Source organism: Moorena producens PAL-8-15-08-1, from assembly GCF_001767235.1.
Lineage (GTDB): Bacteria > Cyanobacteriota > Cyanobacteriia > Cyanobacteriales > Coleofasciculaceae > Moorena > Moorena producens_A.
In genome coordinates this window covers 1393239-1408247 of record NZ_CP017599.1, presented here as the reverse complement: position 1 = coordinate 1408247, position 15009 = coordinate 1393239, and the positions used below count along the sequence as shown (strand labels likewise).

Annotated in this window: 19 protein-coding genes; 7 read left to right on the top strand and 12 right to left on the bottom strand. The window is 44.3% G+C overall.

All coding sequences use genetic code 11. The features are described from left to right. Positions 1-67: 67 nt before the first annotated feature. Entirely contained in the window at positions 68-571 is a 504-nt protein-coding gene (locus BJP34_RS05380) for a hypothetical protein (RefSeq protein ID WP_158517024.1), read from the bottom strand. A 146-nt stretch (positions 572-717) separates the two neighbouring features. Then, a complete protein-coding gene (locus tag BJP34_RS05375; RefSeq protein WP_070391457.1) occupies positions 718-1461 on the bottom strand; it encodes a PEP-CTERM sorting domain-containing protein in 744 nt (247 codons plus the stop codon). 366 nt (positions 1462-1827) lie between these two features. Between BJP34_RS05375 and BJP34_RS42470 the strand changes: the two genes are divergently transcribed. Together BJP34_RS42470 and BJP34_RS05370 are read left to right on the top strand one after the other, a co-directional pair. Beyond that, positions 1828-2001, top strand: coding sequence for a hypothetical protein (locus BJP34_RS42470; RefSeq protein ID WP_158517023.1), 174 nt, complete (start codon positions 1828-1830; stop codon positions 1999-2001). A gap of 171 nt (positions 2002-2172) precedes the next feature. Further along, complete coding sequence (locus tag BJP34_RS05370) at positions 2173-3483, top strand: dihydrolipoamide acetyltransferase family protein (RefSeq protein WP_070391456.1); 1311 nt, start codon at positions 2173-2175, stop codon at positions 3481-3483. A 249-nt stretch (positions 3484-3732) separates the two neighbouring features. Here BJP34_RS05370 and BJP34_RS05365 read toward each other — a convergent pair whose 3' ends face one another. Then, the gene (locus tag BJP34_RS05365) at positions 3733-4659 is read right to left on the bottom strand and encodes an NF038130 family PEP-CTERM protein (RefSeq protein ID WP_070391455.1); all 927 of its coding nucleotides are present in this window, start codon (positions 4657-4659) and stop codon (positions 3733-3735) included. A 526-nt stretch (positions 4660-5185) separates the two neighbouring features. After that, a complete protein-coding gene (locus BJP34_RS05360) occupies positions 5186-6088 on the bottom strand; it encodes an alpha/beta fold hydrolase (RefSeq protein ID WP_083305014.1) in 903 nt (300 codons plus the stop codon). 124 nt (positions 6089-6212) lie between these two features. Here BJP34_RS05360 and clpS point away from each other — a divergent pair, with 124 nt between their 5' ends. Next, entirely contained in the window at positions 6213-6494 is a 282-nt protein-coding gene (gene clpS, locus BJP34_RS05355; RefSeq protein ID WP_070391454.1) for an ATP-dependent Clp protease adapter ClpS, read from the top strand. Positions 6495-6599: 105 nt separating this feature from the next. After that, positions 6600-7370: a CPBP family intramembrane glutamic endopeptidase gene (locus tag BJP34_RS05350; RefSeq protein WP_070391453.1), complete on the top strand. Its 771-nt coding sequence runs from the start codon at positions 6600-6602 to the stop codon at positions 7368-7370. Here the strand turns inward: BJP34_RS05350 and BJP34_RS42465 are convergent. Beyond that, a complete protein-coding gene (locus BJP34_RS42465) occupies positions 7317-7469 on the bottom strand; it encodes a hypothetical protein (RefSeq protein WP_158517022.1) in 153 nt (50 codons plus the stop codon). The genes BJP34_RS05350 and BJP34_RS42465 overlap by 54 nt on opposite strands. A 548-nt stretch (positions 7470-8017) precedes the next feature. Between BJP34_RS42465 and BJP34_RS05345 the strand changes: the two genes are divergently transcribed. The 3 genes from BJP34_RS05345 (at position 8018) to larE (ending at position 9819) form a co-directional block, all read left to right on the top strand. Then, on the top strand, positions 8018-8791 hold the full coding sequence (locus BJP34_RS05345; RefSeq protein ID WP_070391452.1) for an ABC transporter permease: 774 nt from the start codon (positions 8018-8020) through the stop codon (positions 8789-8791). Next, positions 8788-8919, top strand: coding sequence for a hypothetical protein (locus BJP34_RS48420; protein WP_267876489.1), 132 nt, complete (start codon positions 8788-8790; stop codon positions 8917-8919). The genes BJP34_RS05345 and BJP34_RS48420 overlap by 4 nt, the downstream gene beginning before the upstream one ends. Positions 8920-8988: 69 nt before the next feature. Next, positions 8989-9819: an ATP-dependent sacrificial sulfur transferase LarE gene (larE, locus tag BJP34_RS05340; RefSeq protein WP_070391451.1), complete on the top strand. Its 831-nt coding sequence runs from the start codon at positions 8989-8991 to the stop codon at positions 9817-9819. A 62-nt stretch (positions 9820-9881) separates the two neighbouring features. Here larE and BJP34_RS47055 read toward each other — a convergent pair whose 3' ends face one another. The 7 genes from BJP34_RS47055 to BJP34_RS05305 form a co-directional block, all read right to left on the bottom strand. Then, the gene (locus tag BJP34_RS47055) at positions 9882-10397 is read right to left on the bottom strand and encodes an FAD-dependent oxidoreductase (protein ID WP_070391450.1); all 516 of its coding nucleotides are present in this window, start codon (positions 10395-10397) and stop codon (positions 9882-9884) included. Between the two features lie 15 nt (positions 10398-10412). Beyond that, on the bottom strand, positions 10413-10631 hold the full coding sequence (locus BJP34_RS47050; protein WP_070391449.1) for a hypothetical protein: 219 nt from the start codon (positions 10629-10631) through the stop codon (positions 10413-10415). 78 nt (positions 10632-10709) lie between these two features. Then, on the bottom strand, positions 10710-11921 hold the full coding sequence (locus tag BJP34_RS05325) for an RNA-guided endonuclease InsQ/TnpB family protein (protein WP_070391448.1): 1212 nt from the start codon (positions 11919-11921) through the stop codon (positions 10710-10712). A 132-nt stretch (positions 11922-12053) separates the two neighbouring features. Further along, positions 12054-12791 (bottom strand): FAD-dependent oxidoreductase, encoded by a 738-nt coding sequence (locus BJP34_RS05320; RefSeq protein ID WP_229424250.1) that lies wholly within the window; start codon positions 12789-12791, stop codon positions 12054-12056. Between the two features lie 268 nt (positions 12792-13059). Next, a complete protein-coding gene (locus tag BJP34_RS05315) occupies positions 13060-13263 on the bottom strand; it encodes a hypothetical protein (RefSeq protein ID WP_149030814.1) in 204 nt (67 codons plus the stop codon). Between the two features lie 9 nt (positions 13264-13272). Next, positions 13273-14187 carry an Rpn family recombination-promoting nuclease/putative transposase gene (locus BJP34_RS05310; RefSeq protein ID WP_070391446.1) on the bottom strand — a complete coding sequence of 305 codons (915 nt, stop codon included), beginning with the start codon at positions 14185-14187 and terminating at the stop codon, positions 13273-13275. A 201-nt stretch (positions 14188-14388) separates the two neighbouring features. Beyond that, positions 14389-14841, bottom strand: coding sequence for a helix-turn-helix domain-containing protein (locus BJP34_RS05305; RefSeq protein ID WP_070391445.1), 453 nt, complete (start codon positions 14839-14841; stop codon positions 14389-14391). Positions 14842-15009 lie beyond the last annotated feature (168 nt).

Genomic DNA, 15009 nt, shown 5'->3' with positions numbered 1-15009 from the left:
ACTATCTGTCTATCCGTGTTTAAAAATCTGTGTATTGTCTTTCACTCCTTTGCCATTGACCCAGCCATTATTGGCAAAATTCCGTTGACCAATCTTGATGACCCCGTCCCTCTCGACAGGTAAACTGTTGACCAGCCCACATGATCTGCCACTGTTTGCCAGTTTGGGCTGATTTGTTGGGGGATAACTCAATACGATACCGGATGCCACGTACAGAGTCATCCGGTAAACCCGTTTGAGTGATGGTGACTACCGCTTGATCAGGTTTAGGATAATCTACCTTGACCTGTTGATCGAAGTTTCCTTCAATCAACAGTGATTGGTTTTGACCAAAGGTAGATAATGCGATCGCTTTTGGATCGGCACCAATCAGTTGATCAGGTGTTGCCTTATTGGCTAGGTCAATGGCTTTGTAGTCTTCTCGCTTGGTCTCGACATTAGCAGGAGACTCAGTTGGTTTGGGTTCAGGGGGTTTGCTAATCAGATTGCAAGCACTCAGGATTAGGATAATACCTGTAAGCACGGTCAAGTAAAGTTTTTTGTTAAGCATCTCATACCAAGTTTCATTCAATAGGATTCAACCTAACTTGTCGGCTGTTGACAGTCAACCGTCAAGGGTTAAAACTCAATACTCAAAACTCAAAACTCAACACTCAACAAAAAACATTATCGTCTCAACCCAAGTCCATCTAATTACTGATGGTATTACTAATGGCATTATTTATGGCGCTTGAACACTGACCCGGCACCGATAGCACCCAACATAAACAGACCCAATGCCGAAGTTGGTTCGGGAACTTTCTTAGAACTCTTAGGGGGCTCTGGAAAATTGCGAAACTTGATGCCAGAGACCGCACCACTTCCTGGTAGTTTAATCTTTAGCTTGGTCACTGAATACTCAGGAAGATCGCTGAAATCATAAGTGGATAGGGAGTTGTCTGTGCCAAGTTTTAGTGATTTTTTAACTTTTGAGCCATCCTCCAGAAACGCTTTAACAAATCCGTCTTTATTCTTCGGATTCTCATCAATGTCTAGAAGCTTGACGAAATCGAGAGAAACGGCTTTATCAAAAACAAAGGAAATGATGCCACCGCCAGCCCAGTCATCGGGTGTTTTATTTTTGTTCTCGTTAATGATTAGGACGTTACCCTGTGGCTTTGTCCTAAAGGAAGGTCCCGTGGCTAAGTCAGCGTCTCCACCCGTGCATGTAATCCCAAAATCAGGTCCGCAATTGCTGTTGAATAACCTTAAAGGATGATTAGACCCTGTGTTACTAGTTATATGCACACCCCATTTTTCCCATTGGTTCCCAATATTTGTTTTAGTCCCCGCCTTGAGAACTTTACCAGCATCATCCTTTTCAAAATCCAGTAAGTATGTATCAGCTAGAGCGGGATTAGCACCTACTGTTCCCAAAGTAACTAAGGCTGCTGTCAGCGTAATTGTTGATAACTTTTTCATGGTTTTTAAACCCCTCAATACTGACTGAATTTTAGCGCTAAAATCGGTTTGCTTATTATCTTTTTTTGAGGATTATGATTAACGCTTACTACCTACTATTCAGGCAATATGTATATTATTATAGTTATTTTATGGTTAATTAACCTATACGTTAGGTATAAGTTTCCTTTTTTGGGATAAATTAGTAATTTCTTTAACGTTTGAGTCGGTTAATTAAAGATTCCGTGAAGTGACCTTCATCCGGCGACCAAAATCGATAGTATTTAAGATTATACTAAACTAGCTCTTAGACTGACCCTGTCAGCAGTCAACCGATATGAGCCTGAGCGTGAAGAGCCTTTAGCATGTATAGCGTTTATCATATTTATGAGGTACATTCACATGTCTTACTCCTACTCTCTACTCTCTACTCCCTACTCCCTGCTCCCTCCTCCCTCCTCCCTGCTCCCTGCTCCCTGCTCCCTAGAACCCAGAACGAAAGTATCTCACCTATTTGAGAAATGCGTGTGCAGAGTGATTGATAGCTACCCACTCTCCTAATCCCTAATCCCGAGGAAAAAGAGGATATCCGTATTGTAGAAAACCATCGAAGCCCTCTGGCTCATGGTTTCTTTACACAGTACGATGGCTTTCTGGGGCTTATTCAAGTTACAATGCAAGCTGGCATAATGTTTTTGCTAGCTCACTAGAATTGATTTAGAAGACCACCCCATGATTCACGAAGTTTTCATGCCCGCCCTCAGTTCAACCATGACCGAAGGCAAAATCGTTTCCTGGGAAAAATCTCCGGGAGACAAAGTCGAAAAAGGTGAAACCGTGGTGGTGGTTGAGTCCGATAAAGCTGATATGGACGTTGAGTCCTTCTATGAAGGCTATCTTGCCACAATCACGGTATCAGCTGGTGACTCTGCTCCGGTGGGAGCCCCGATTGCTCTGATTGCGGAAACGGAAGCGGAAATTGAGGCAGCTAAACAACAAGCTGCCCAATCTACACCAGCTACTGACACAGCAACGCCTCAGCAAGCAACGGCCTCAACCCCAGAACCGGTACAGACAGCTCTTGCTGCAGTTGCTGATACTCCCAGCCGCCGTAATGGCCGAATTATTGCTTCTCCCCGGGCTCGTAAACTAGCGAAGGAATTACGGGTTGATCTCAATACCTTGAGAGGAAGTGGTCCCCATGGCAGGATTGTGGCTGAGGATGTGGAAGCAGCAGCAGGTAAAGGGAGTACTCCCCCGGCACCAGCAACCACCACCCCAGCACCACTGCCGACAGCGGCTGTAATGCCCACTCCCACCCCAGCAACTATGCCAGCACCTCTGCCAGCACCTCCTGCAGCTGTACCCCTGGGAGAAGTGGTGCCGTTCAATACCCTCCAAAATGCAGTGGTGCGGAATATGATGGTCAGCCTGCAAGTGCCTACCTTCAGGGTTGGTTACACCATCACTACCGATGAGTTAGATAAGTTATACAAAAAAATCAAGCCTAAGGGTGTTACCATGACCGGGCTGCTCGCTAAGGCAGTAGCGGTTACCTTGCAGAAGCATCCCCTGGTCAATGCTAGTTATACCGAACGGGGAATTCAATATCACAGTTCCATTAATGTAGCTGTGGCTGTGGCAATGGCTGATGGTGGCTTGATTACCCCAGTATTGCGCCATGCGGAGCAGCTGGATATTTATTCTCTGTCTCGCACTTGGAAAGATTTAGTAGACCGTGCCAGAACTAAGCAGTTGCAGCCAGAGGAATATAACTCGGGTACTTTCACCCTATCCAATTTAGGAATGTTTGGTGTAGACCGGTTTGATGCGATTTTGCCCCCAGGACAGGGTTCTATTTTGGCCATTGGTGCATCCCGTCCTACGGTAGTGGCTACCCCTGACGGCATGATGGGTGTAAAGCGTCAGATGCAAGTGAATATTACCTGTGACCACCGGATTATCTATGGTACTGATGCTGCAGCGTTCTTGCAAGACTTGGCGAAGTTGATTGAAACTGATCCGCAATCGTTAACTCTTTAAGCCATTAATCGTAGGGTGGGCAGTGCCTAGCAACGCCCTTTGCAAGCTTGATTATCTGTCTGGTGCACTGCCCACCCTTTAAGTTGACTATTTAAGTTGACTTTTTAAGTAGGGTGGGCAGTGCCTAGCAACGCCCTTTGCAAGCTTGATTATCTGTCTGGTGCACTGCCCACCCTACATGAACTGCTTGATCACTAAGAGGGGCGCACCGTTGTGCCCCCCTCTCAATAATATTGTTCACTATTTCCCTTAACAGTTAGCTTTTCGCAATTTCCCTCCAGCAGTAAACAAACCAGCCACAGCGATTAGACCAAGCACAGTAGAGGATTCAGGCACATCTTGTGGTTCCGATGAAGACGGTCCTGGAGGAGCGCCAAGGAAGCCCACTTGGTAGGTGGCATTGTGAGATGTACCATCTTCTAGGTTGACTAGCCCAGATGCTGTGGGAACGAAACCGTAAAGGTATTCAGTTTTCCCATTGTATTCAACCTTGACAATTTCACTAGCCCTTATACTAGGTGGTAATGGTACTTGAAAACCAGGCAATAAAAGAGCAATCTTCTGTTCCAACTGATTAAACGTATCTTCGAACGCATCTCGAGCATCAAGGTGACCTGCTAGCCCAATGCTAATGTGGCCTGTTGCGTTTTGGTTGACGTAGGAAATATTGGGATCGCTAAATCGTTGCAATCCTCCATTGGCGCGAAATAGATTATCGAAAGTATTAACTACTAAATTGTTAACATAATATCCAAGACCATGTGCAGTGAAGGCATCAGTGATCCACTGCTGAGCTAAGGTCATGCCATCACGATCAAGATCACTGTTCCAGTCAGCTAATGTCAGACTGCTCAAGGTGATGTCCTTACCACCAATTTGACCTGTTAGGCTAGTGACATCGGTATAGTTATCAAATTGGCTGTTGGTCAGGGTTTCACTGCTGGCAAATAGCTCTACGTTTCCACCAGGGTCACTAGCGTCAACTTGCAAGATAGTTGACAAAATAGCATTTTGATCTAAATAGGTATTCGTACCGTCAGATGCATACTTGTAGTAGTCACTACCGGTCAGGGTAGCTCCCGTGAGGCTTCCAGCAACAGCTGGGGCAGTGGCGATCGCACTCATACCGGCAATAATTGAGGCCCCGAGCCAAAATTTCATTACTGTGCTTTTCATTGACATGTCTCCCTTCGAGTTTGTTCAGGTTGCTGGCAGGACTTGGTCTCTTTTTTTTAGTATCGGAGTGGGATGTTAGCGATCGCGTTTTTGATGGGGTTTAAGTTATGTTAATCTTTGACATAATCCTGATTGCGTCAGTTCCTCAGTCATGAATAGGGCAATATAGCGCTACGGGCAAGGGCTTTAGAAATCGCCCCTAACCCCCCGCCCGTAAGGGGGGCGGCCATGAATGCTAAAGTTTACTACAACAGCTTAGGTGCGCTTTCCGGAGAGGAAACCTTGAAGAGGGTCGCCTTATTACAAAAGTTTTAACCAAAGGTGCGCTTTCCGTAGGCGAATTAAATTCGCCACGGGTCGCACCTCTTTTACGTATAGCCAGTAACCCATAAAGGCGACCCTCTTAATGCGGTAACTTCCTTCCCGCATCTAATTATTAAATTCCCCACGGGTCGCACATTTTTCCAGGTGTATCAATGTCAAACACCTTAATGCGTAGTGCTATAAATTTTGATTCTTGTAGCGATTAGCGATTAGCGATCACCCAAGACCTGATCAGATCATTCACCTGTTCTGGTATCTCATCATGGGGACAGTGTCCTGCCTGTAGATAATATTCGGTTAACTGAGGATAATATTCCCTAAACTTTGCTCCCCGTTCTCTGCTCTTGATCCAAGGATCCCCTTCTCCCCATAGCATCAATAACGGACAAGTCATCTGTTCCAACAACACATCGACTTTTTCCCCTTGGGGTGACTTGAACACGGAGGCAAATACCTGAGCAGCACCAGGATCACAAGACGGGCGATAAATCTCGTCTACTAACTGTTCCGTTACTGCATCCTGGTCAAGATAAACCTTCTGGAGGGTTTTGCGAATGATTGACGGTCGCCGCAGGTACTGGAATAACAGGAAACTTGCCCAAGGTTGTAGAAAAATTGATTTGGTTACCTGATTGAGCACTTTTTTAACAGGATTGACCTTAGTGACAGGTTGAGTATCACTAAACGGTCCAGCACTATTGAGCAATACTAAACCTGCGGCGGAGCTAGGACGCTGTCCAGCGACACACAAAGCTGCATAACCCCCCAAGGAGTTTCCAGCTAAGACTACTGGTTGACCAATCACCTCTGTAATAAAATCATGCAACTGGTCTCGCCACAAATTGCCACTGTACTCCCCATCTGGTTTAGCAGAACGTCCAAACCCCAACAAGTCAATCGCCCAAACTTCAAAATCCTGACTCAATTGAGCAATGTTTTTGCGCCAGTGGTCTGTAGATGCCCCAAATCCGTGAATTAGTAGTAACGGTGGGTATCCTGATGGCTTCTCTCCAGCCTGTACATAATATATAGATTCCCCCCGCCACTGCCAGTAAGTTCCAGGGATGGGAGTATTAGAAGGGGTAGCAATTACCTGGGTAGTCACGGTAAAATATTAAGTAATGTTAACTTTTTGATCATAGCGCTCCCTGCCAGATGTCTGATGTTAGACTAATGGCAGTATATAATGGAGAGTTTGTGTAAACACCTAAAACAGAGAGGGACAAGCTTTGTCAGTCGAAACCATTGAGAAGCGTTCAACAGTTCGTAAACACGCGCCTCGCTATCGCGTATTGCTCCATAATGATGACTTCAACTCTATGGAGTATGTGGTGAAAACCTTGATGGAAACTGTGGCGAGTTTGACTCAACCTCAAGCAGTCAACATTATGATGGAAGCCCATACATCCGGGCTGGCATTGGTGATTACCTGTGCTCAAGAGCATGCTGAGTTTTATTGCGAAACCCTGAAGAACCGGGGTCTGAGTAGTACAATTGAACCTGACGAATAAGGGGCTATAGGAGAGATTCTTCCCTTTCCAAATCTTGAAATTATAAAACGTTTTACACCCAGGCTGGCTAGATTATCCCTATACCCAGCACCATTTAGGTTGGGAATGTTTATACTAGCTTTGCTGTTGCTTTGGTTACCCATAGCAGCACCAATATACTTAATTGGTAGCGACCCAAACTCCGTGACAATCCTGACTATGGGGCTAATGTTCGGGGTATTTCTGTACTTAGTCCGAGTTTGGGGAAGGAAGGTTTATCGCCAGCCAGGACTGTTAAAAAAATATGGTTTGCGCCTAACAGCCCAAAACGCTCTTGAGTTAATCAGAGGACTAGGTCTAGGTCTGTTAATGACTCTTAGTCTTTTTGGATTACAAGGGTGGCTGGGTTGGGTAGTATTCCAAACCCCTGCACTCCCATGGTCACGGCTGATTGTAGAGGGATTAATCAGTGCTTTGGCCATAGGCTTCGCTGAAGAATTGGTGTTTCGGGGTTGGTTGCTTGATGAGTTGCAACGGGATTATAGTTTTAAGACATCACAGTGGATTGGTGCGATCGCATTTGCGCTACTGCATTTCCTTAAACCAATTCCAGAGATGATTCGCGGCTTACCGAGATTTCCCAGTTTATTGCTGCTAGGGTTAATCCTGATTTGGGCAAAGCGATCCACTCAAGGAAGGCTAGGTTTATCTATTGGTCTCCATGCTGGCTTAGTTTGGGGTTATTATATTATTGATGTTGGGCAATTAGTAGTTTATTCCGACAAGGTTGCTCCCTGGATTACTGGCATTAATCGCGATCCTACTGCTGGAATAATGGGATTGCTATTTCTTGGTTTGGTTGCTTGGTGGATGAAGCGCAATCATTACAGTAATTAGTGATATAAGGGAACAGCGGATCTGGGAACAGGGAATCGGGAATCGGGAATCGGGAATCGGGAATCGGGAATCGGGAATAGAGAAGAGGTAGCAGGGCAAAAATTATGTGTACCTCATTAGTATAAAAACCGTTATAATTGGTGATTAGTAATTATTAATTATTAATGATTGCTATTGAGACGTCCGGAATAGTTTTATCTTCGCGCTTATTCACTACTTAACCTTATATACCAATCCGTGTAGGAATTGTGAGAATTTTTGTTCCCTTTTCCCTACTCCCGTCTTGATGCAGTCGCTCATGGGGGAAACCACGCCAGTTGCTCATGGTTTGAAGTTACCGTAAGACAGTTGAGCCTTGTCTTGATGCAGTCGCTCATGGGGGAAACCCCCAAGACCGCGCAAATCACGCTAATCAATAAGTTTTACCCCTTTTCTGCATAGCCGACCAACCATAAAGGCTCAACGTAATCAGGTTTCGTCTCCGGGGAGACCCCCAAGACCGCACTGGCTCCCCAAGACCGCGCTGCATCGCTACTCCCTGTTCCCTGTTCCCTGTTCCCTGTTCCCTTTGCTATAGCAAAAATCCCTTGCCTTGTGTACCTCCCCTATGATGGAAGCAAAACAATTCCGAGCATAGGAGATAGCGGGTGAGTTTGGCAAGAATTTGGGCGATCGCAGCTAATGGTTTTCGGGAAGTGATACGCGATCGCGTTTTATATCTGATTGGCTTTTTTGCCCTAGCCCTAGGCATATCCCTGAGGCTGTTACCTGAGGTAGCAGCAACCACACAAGACAAAATTTTTCTGGATTTGGGTCTAGCTGGGATGGGTATCCTGGGTGTAATCGTGTCAGTATTTGTTGGTACCGGGTTGATTAACAAGGAAATCGAAAAGCGTACTGTCTTAGTGTTAATTCCCAAGCCTCTAAGTCGTGCTGAATTTATCATTGGCAAACACTTAGGGTTATCGGGTGTATTGGCTGTGCTGGTTGTGGCTATGACTGCCATTTATCTGCTGGGCTTACGTGCCTCTAGTATTGAATACCCTGTGGTTAGCATCCTGGTTTCGGTGGTTTACCAATTTCTAGAACTGTCTCTAATCACAGCAGTAGCGCTGATGTTTGGTGTGTTTACTAGTTCACTGCTAGCAACCTTACTGACCTTTGGGGTTTATATGATGGGACACTTGAGCCGTGATTTAGTGGAGTTAAGCAAGTTGAGCGAAAACCCTGGCATTGAGCGGATGACTCAAACCCTATACTTGGTGATCCCGGATTTATCACGGCTCAATTTAAAGAATGATGCAGTGTATGGTGTCTTACCCCCGTTCCCAGAACTGTTTTTAAATGGAATTTATGGATTACTGTACATCGTGCTGCTGTTAGCGATCGCTATCCTAATATTCTGGCAACGGGAGTTTTGATTTATAGCGCTACGGGCAAGTCAGAAGTCAGAAGTCAGAAGTCAGAAGTCAGAAGTCAGAAGCATAATTTTTTTTTCCCTGTTCCCTGTTCCCTGTTCCCTGTTCCCTGTTCCCTGTTCCCAACATAATGATTACAAATACGGCATCATAGTAAATGGGGATAATGCTAAAAATAAAGAAAATTCCTGATCACAACCATGCTAGAGCAGAAACTCAAGCAATTAAAAACTATATTTGCTGAGATGGAACGGGCTTTGATTGCCTATTCTGGGGGAGTTGATAGCACCCTAGTTGCTAAAATTGCTTACGATGTTTTAAGCGATCGCGTAATAGCGGTCACTGCTGAATCCCCGTCACTATTACCAGAAGAATTAGAAGACGCTCGCATCCAAGCCGCTACCATTGGCATTACCCATGAGGTTGTCCAAACCCATGAGATGGATAATCCCAACTATACCTCTAACCCGGTCAATCGCTGTTATTTTTGCAAAAGTGAACTCCACGACACTCTCAAACCTCTAGCCCTGGAGCGAGGCTATCCTTATGTAGTCGATGGGGTGAATGGGGATGATTTAAGGGACTATCGTCCAGGGATTCAGGCGGCCAAGGAACGAGGTGCGCGATCGCCTTTAGCGGAAGTGGGGGTAACTAAGGCGGAAGTGCGCCAACTCTCGAAACAATTAGGATTGCCCTGGTGGGATAAACCTGCCCAACCTTGTCTGAGTTCTCGCTTTCCCTATGGGGAAATGATTACAGTGGCTAAGTTACAACGGGTAGGACGAGCAGAGATCTATTTACGGAAGTTAGGTTTCTCGAATTTGAGGGTTCGTTCAGAAGGAGATACCGCACGAATTGAGTTACTACCGGAAGAGATTAAGGAATTTGTGGTAACAACAGATTTACCGAAGTTAGTGGCAGAGTTTCAGGAGTTAGGTTTTGTCTATGTGACCCTGGATTTAGAAGGATATCGCAGTGGTAAATTAAATCAAGTTTTGAGTCAAGATGTGATTAGTATGCAAGCTTTATAAGTTTGGATTTGTGTAAGCATTCAGCTATCAGTTATTAGCTATCAGCTATCAGCTATCAGCTATCAGCCTTTGTCTGACTGCTGACTGCTGACTGCTGACTGCTGACTGCTGACTGCTAAATGGTTACATCGCTCCAGCAATTGGTCAAAATTCCGACAATATACCAATTGTTGGTAGTCATGCCATGCTTGTTTGTTACTGTAGGGAATTCGGTTCAATGTTGCTTGTTGAATCTTCTCCATTAAGGGACGACGAAGAGATTCGTAGTTAAGGCAAGCATTGGCGATTGCTTGGATATTATCAAGATTATTTTTCTGTACAATATTAGCGATAAAGGTAGCTACAACCAGAGCATCTTCCAATCCTTGATTAGCCCCTTGAGCCATGAAAGGAGGCATCCCATGGGCAGCATCACCCACTAAGATAACTCTACCTGAACTCCAGGGAGATAGAGTTTCTACACGGTGAATGTAATAGGGACGGGATTTGATTTTGACAGGAGGAGATAACGCCACTAATTGTGTGAGAGCTTTGGGAAAATTAGCGTTTTCCAACTCTCGCAATGCTAAAGCAATCAAGGCACTTCCATATTTTTATGTCAACTCTTCCTGGTTTAAAGGAAGATGGATCAAATACCCAAACTGAGCATTGGGACGGCGAAATAGGAGCATCCGTGGGGATTCCATAGAAGCCGAATCCTCTGAGATTTGATCATTAGTGCGATCATTAGTGATGGTGAGAATCCGTTCCTGCTGAAAAAATTTGTTTTCAAGCTCTGTGCTTAGCTCTGGAGGAATATCCGTGATTTTCATACAGAATAGGGCTGCAAATCCGGAATAGTCAGGTCTGGCTAAACCACTGTAGGGACTATCCTTTTGACACTCCCCGGTCTAAAGACGCGGGGATTCTTCAATCAACGAGTCAACTTGCTCAATCAGGCCGGAACCAGAAAGAGTAGAGGTCGATTCTCCTGAAGCGTTTGGGTCAATGACCCAGGTTCCGGTGTGCCCCACCGTACCCAAGGCTCGTTTTAGGATGTTAATTGCAGCGTTGTGGTCTCTATCAAGTTTGCAACCACACTTACAGACATGAGTCCTAGTTGATAGTGACTTCTTGACCACTTCGCCGCATTCAGAGCAGTTTTGGCTAGTATAGGCGGGATTCACTGCAACTGTGACCCGGCCAAACTTAGTTCCAAAATGCTCTAACCATTTCCTAAATTGATACCAACCAGCATCATTAATAGACTTAGCCAGACAGTGATTTTTTACTAGGTTTTTGACTCTTAAATCTTCGTAGGCAACCAGGTCGTTAGACCGGATTACGCAACGTGCAAGTCTCTTTGCATGTTCTTCACGCTGCCTACTTATTTTAAGGTGCTGTCTGCCTAATTTATTAACCGCTTTTCTGCGATTGAATGAGCCTTTCTTTTTCCGGGAAACCCGGCGCTGACAAAACTTTAATCGCTTTTCCCCAGTTCTGTAAAACCTAGGATTGGGTTCAGAATTTCCATCAGAATCAGTGTAGAACTCTTTCAGTCCTACATCCAGTCCGACAGTACTTTTAGATGGCTCCAGTTCTTCGACTACGTCAACGGAGACGCAGAACTGAACATAATAACCATCAGCTCTTTTGACTATCCGAACTCTCTTAATTTGCTTTTTGTCGAAGCGCCACAAGTCCCAGGTGCCTTTGAGCTTGAGTTTTCCTATCCCTTTCTTGTCACTGAATATTATTGACTTTTGGTCAGGGGACAATTTCCATCCTGACTGTTTGTACTCAACAGATCTACAGTGTTTTTGGAAGCGGGGAAACCCTTTCTTTCCAGGTATTTTTTTCTTGCAATTATCAAAGAATCGCACAACGGATGACCATGCCCTTTCAGCGCTAGACTGACGAGCAGTAGAGTTCAGCTCATTAGCAAAGGGGAATTTTTTAGCAAGGACTGCGCTGTATTTATTAAGGTCAAACTTGTTAACTCCTTTGTTATCCATCCAGTACCTGAGGCAACTGTTGCGAATAAACTTTACAGTCCGGATAGCTTCATCGATAGCAAAATATTGATGCTTTTTCCCTTTTGCTTTGAACTCTAGAATAATCATCAGTTTCGACCTTGACTGCGACTCTTTTAGTCTAGCGCTGTCAGACTAAAGTGTCAACTATTGTCTCGATCTTCTTTCTAGGCGGCTTTAGCCGCTATTCGCTTTCATCCCCGGTCTAAAGACGCGGGGTTTTCAGCGTTTAGATCCTTTATAAACAATCCGACGAATGGTAGAGTTTATCCCATCTGCAGCAACAACTAGCCTAGCCCGGATTGATTTTTTTTTAAATTGTTGGCCACTATGCTCTGAATTGAAGGAGACTGTATCCTGATCGTTCTGTCTGTTTGACCAATGAGCATAGGGATTTGCTTCTATGGCTGCATCAGAAACAAAATCTAGCCGAACATATCCGGTGTTTCCTTCATCAACAACATTGATACAACGATGATTTGCTTTAACCTGTTCCACGGGAAGTTGCTGTCTGAGAGTGGTCTGTAAATCGTACCAAGAAATTGATAATCGACCTTCTCTATAATCCTTGAACCAATCCTCATAGCTAAGAGAAAAAGAATGAATTTGCTCTCCCTTAAAATTTTTGACAACCCATTGAGGAGAAGTCTTAGGTAGTTTTTGTTTGCTGATGGTTGTTTCGGGATTTTGATTGGCTTGCGCTTTCTTCAAAAACTCCATACCCGTTTTTTTAACGGCTTCGTAAGCAGAATGCCCTATGTAGTTAAGCGCTTTTAATCCATTAGGCAGAAGATCGATAACCTGACCAACTCGACGAAAGGCACGAGTTTGATCAAGGACTATAAAATTAGAGATACCTCGCTGCTGTAAGCCAATGGCAGTAGCTAATCCCACTGGACCAGCACCAACTACAACAATATCATAAGTGTCGATCGCGTAGCGTGACCGTAGGTCAATCATAATTATATTTTTGCGATCGCTAGCCAACGCCCTTCGGGCTAATCGCTTTTAGCGGAAGCTTCGCTGCTGCTGTTCTGGCAATTATATTACCTTAACAACTATAGCAATTTTGTACTTAATTAAGTACAAAATTAGCTTTTTTAGGGAACAGGGAACAGCGGAGCTGGGAGCAGGGAAGAGGAACCCACCCCTACTGCTCCCAGGAGGAAAAGGGAAGAGGGAAGAGGTAAAAAATAAGGCGTTGCTGAATTAAGGAATGAATGCGCGATCATTTGGTTTTACTAAAGCCCCCTAAATCCCCCAATTCTGGGGGAATTTGATAGTTTTGTTCCCCCCAGAATTGGGGGGCTAGGGGGGCAAAACCATACGCATAATCAGCAACGCCAAAAATAATGTATACCTCATGAGTCCTATGAACGCTATATCCGGGATGCAGCGCGGTCTTGGGGGTTTCCCCCATGAGCGACTGCATCGCTGACTGCTAGTTAAGCCAATTTTCTAAATCCGTTATGTTATTGAAATCTAAGAAGTCTTCTCCCAAATTTTCCAACTCTTCAATTGTTAACTTTTCTATTTTGCTAATGGTTTTTGTATCAATTTCCCCAAAACGCTTTTTCAGTTGACGCATTATTAAGGCGATCGCTTCTTTTTTTCTTCCTATTTCTTTGCCGATTTCCTTTCCTATTTCTTCAGCATAAGTTATTTTACCTCTTTCATCTTGTAATGCCATAGCACGGCGATCGGCAATTTCTAATTCTTCTGGTGTCATACCAGCTTGATTAGCAAGATTTAACGCTGATTCTATCTCTGATACTTCTCCTAAAGAAGGAGGAATGTTATCGAGACTAGACGCTTCTTTGAGGAAATAAATCCATTTATCGGCTAAAGTCTCTAATTCTGATAGTTTTTTCTGGAATTTCGGTAATTCTATAAATATTAACTGCAATTCCTCTTCCAGACATTCAAACTTTTCGGTTTTTTCTTGAAACACAAATTGATTAATAATTTGCTGAGTTCCGTCAAACAAAATAAAATCCGTAATTGTGACAGCTATAACAGGTTTAAGACGAATATAGTCCTCTGCTGTTTTTAACTGATTAACATATCCTTTCACCATATTATAAAGTACCCGTTTGCTAAAACCAGTCATGGATGAGACTTGCATTTCAATTAGGACAATTTCTCCATCCGCTAACACTGCTTTTATATCCAAATAAGTGTCTTTTAAAGTCAACACTTGACCGGGATTATAGGGATTAATAATGGTTAAAGATTGAATGATTGGTTCGCCATTGTAAATAATAGCATTGAGGAAACTAATTAATATATTTTTACTTTCTTTGGAACCAAATATTTTTTTGAAGACATAATCTATTTTTGGGCTGATAAATCTCATAGTTTTGGCGTTCCTGAATTAAGGAATAAATGCGCGATAATCTGGTTTTATTAAAGCCCCCGTTGCTCCTCGAATTCTGAGGGACTTGTCTTGATGCAGTCGCTCATGGGGGAAACCCCCAAGACCGCGCTGCATCGCTTGAAAGTTTTGTTATCCCCAGAATTGGGAAAACCATAGCCAGAATCAGCAATGCCCTTAGGATCAGACACTAGCGGGAAAACTACCACCAATGAAATGAACATCACTGAAGGTTTCGATCCATAGACGAGCACCACAACGCAGTGGATGATCGGGCTGATAGACAATCCGACATGGACCAAGGATTTCGATCTGGTTGCCGTATAGATTGTTGCCGCTTCGTTTTACCGAAATCACTGGCTGACGGTCTTGGGGCGGTTTACCATTGTTGCTGCCAATCCGATTACGGTTGACATTGATGGTGGCTAGAGCGGGAGGACGACTGGTACGCCATTTGCCCTTGGGTCCACGGGTAGCTTTGGTGATTTGTGGTAGGTGCTTGAAAAGAGGAATAATCCAGAATTTACCACTTTTATAGGCACCCCTGACCCTACCCTTCTCCAGGAGTTGGCGCAATCGTCGAGAAGAAATACCTAAGAGAGATGCGGCTTCGGTAGTACCAACGCAGTGTTTCATGTTGGAATTCCTTAACTATTCCGATAATACTACTATAGCAAAAATTTATTTCTGGACGCCTTAATGTAAAGTGGGTGCATCTAATTTTTGCTGTTTGACCCGGTGGGTGGAATGGGCATCAGGCGTGGAACAGGCATCTTGCCTGTGAGAATTTTCCGGCGGGCTGTC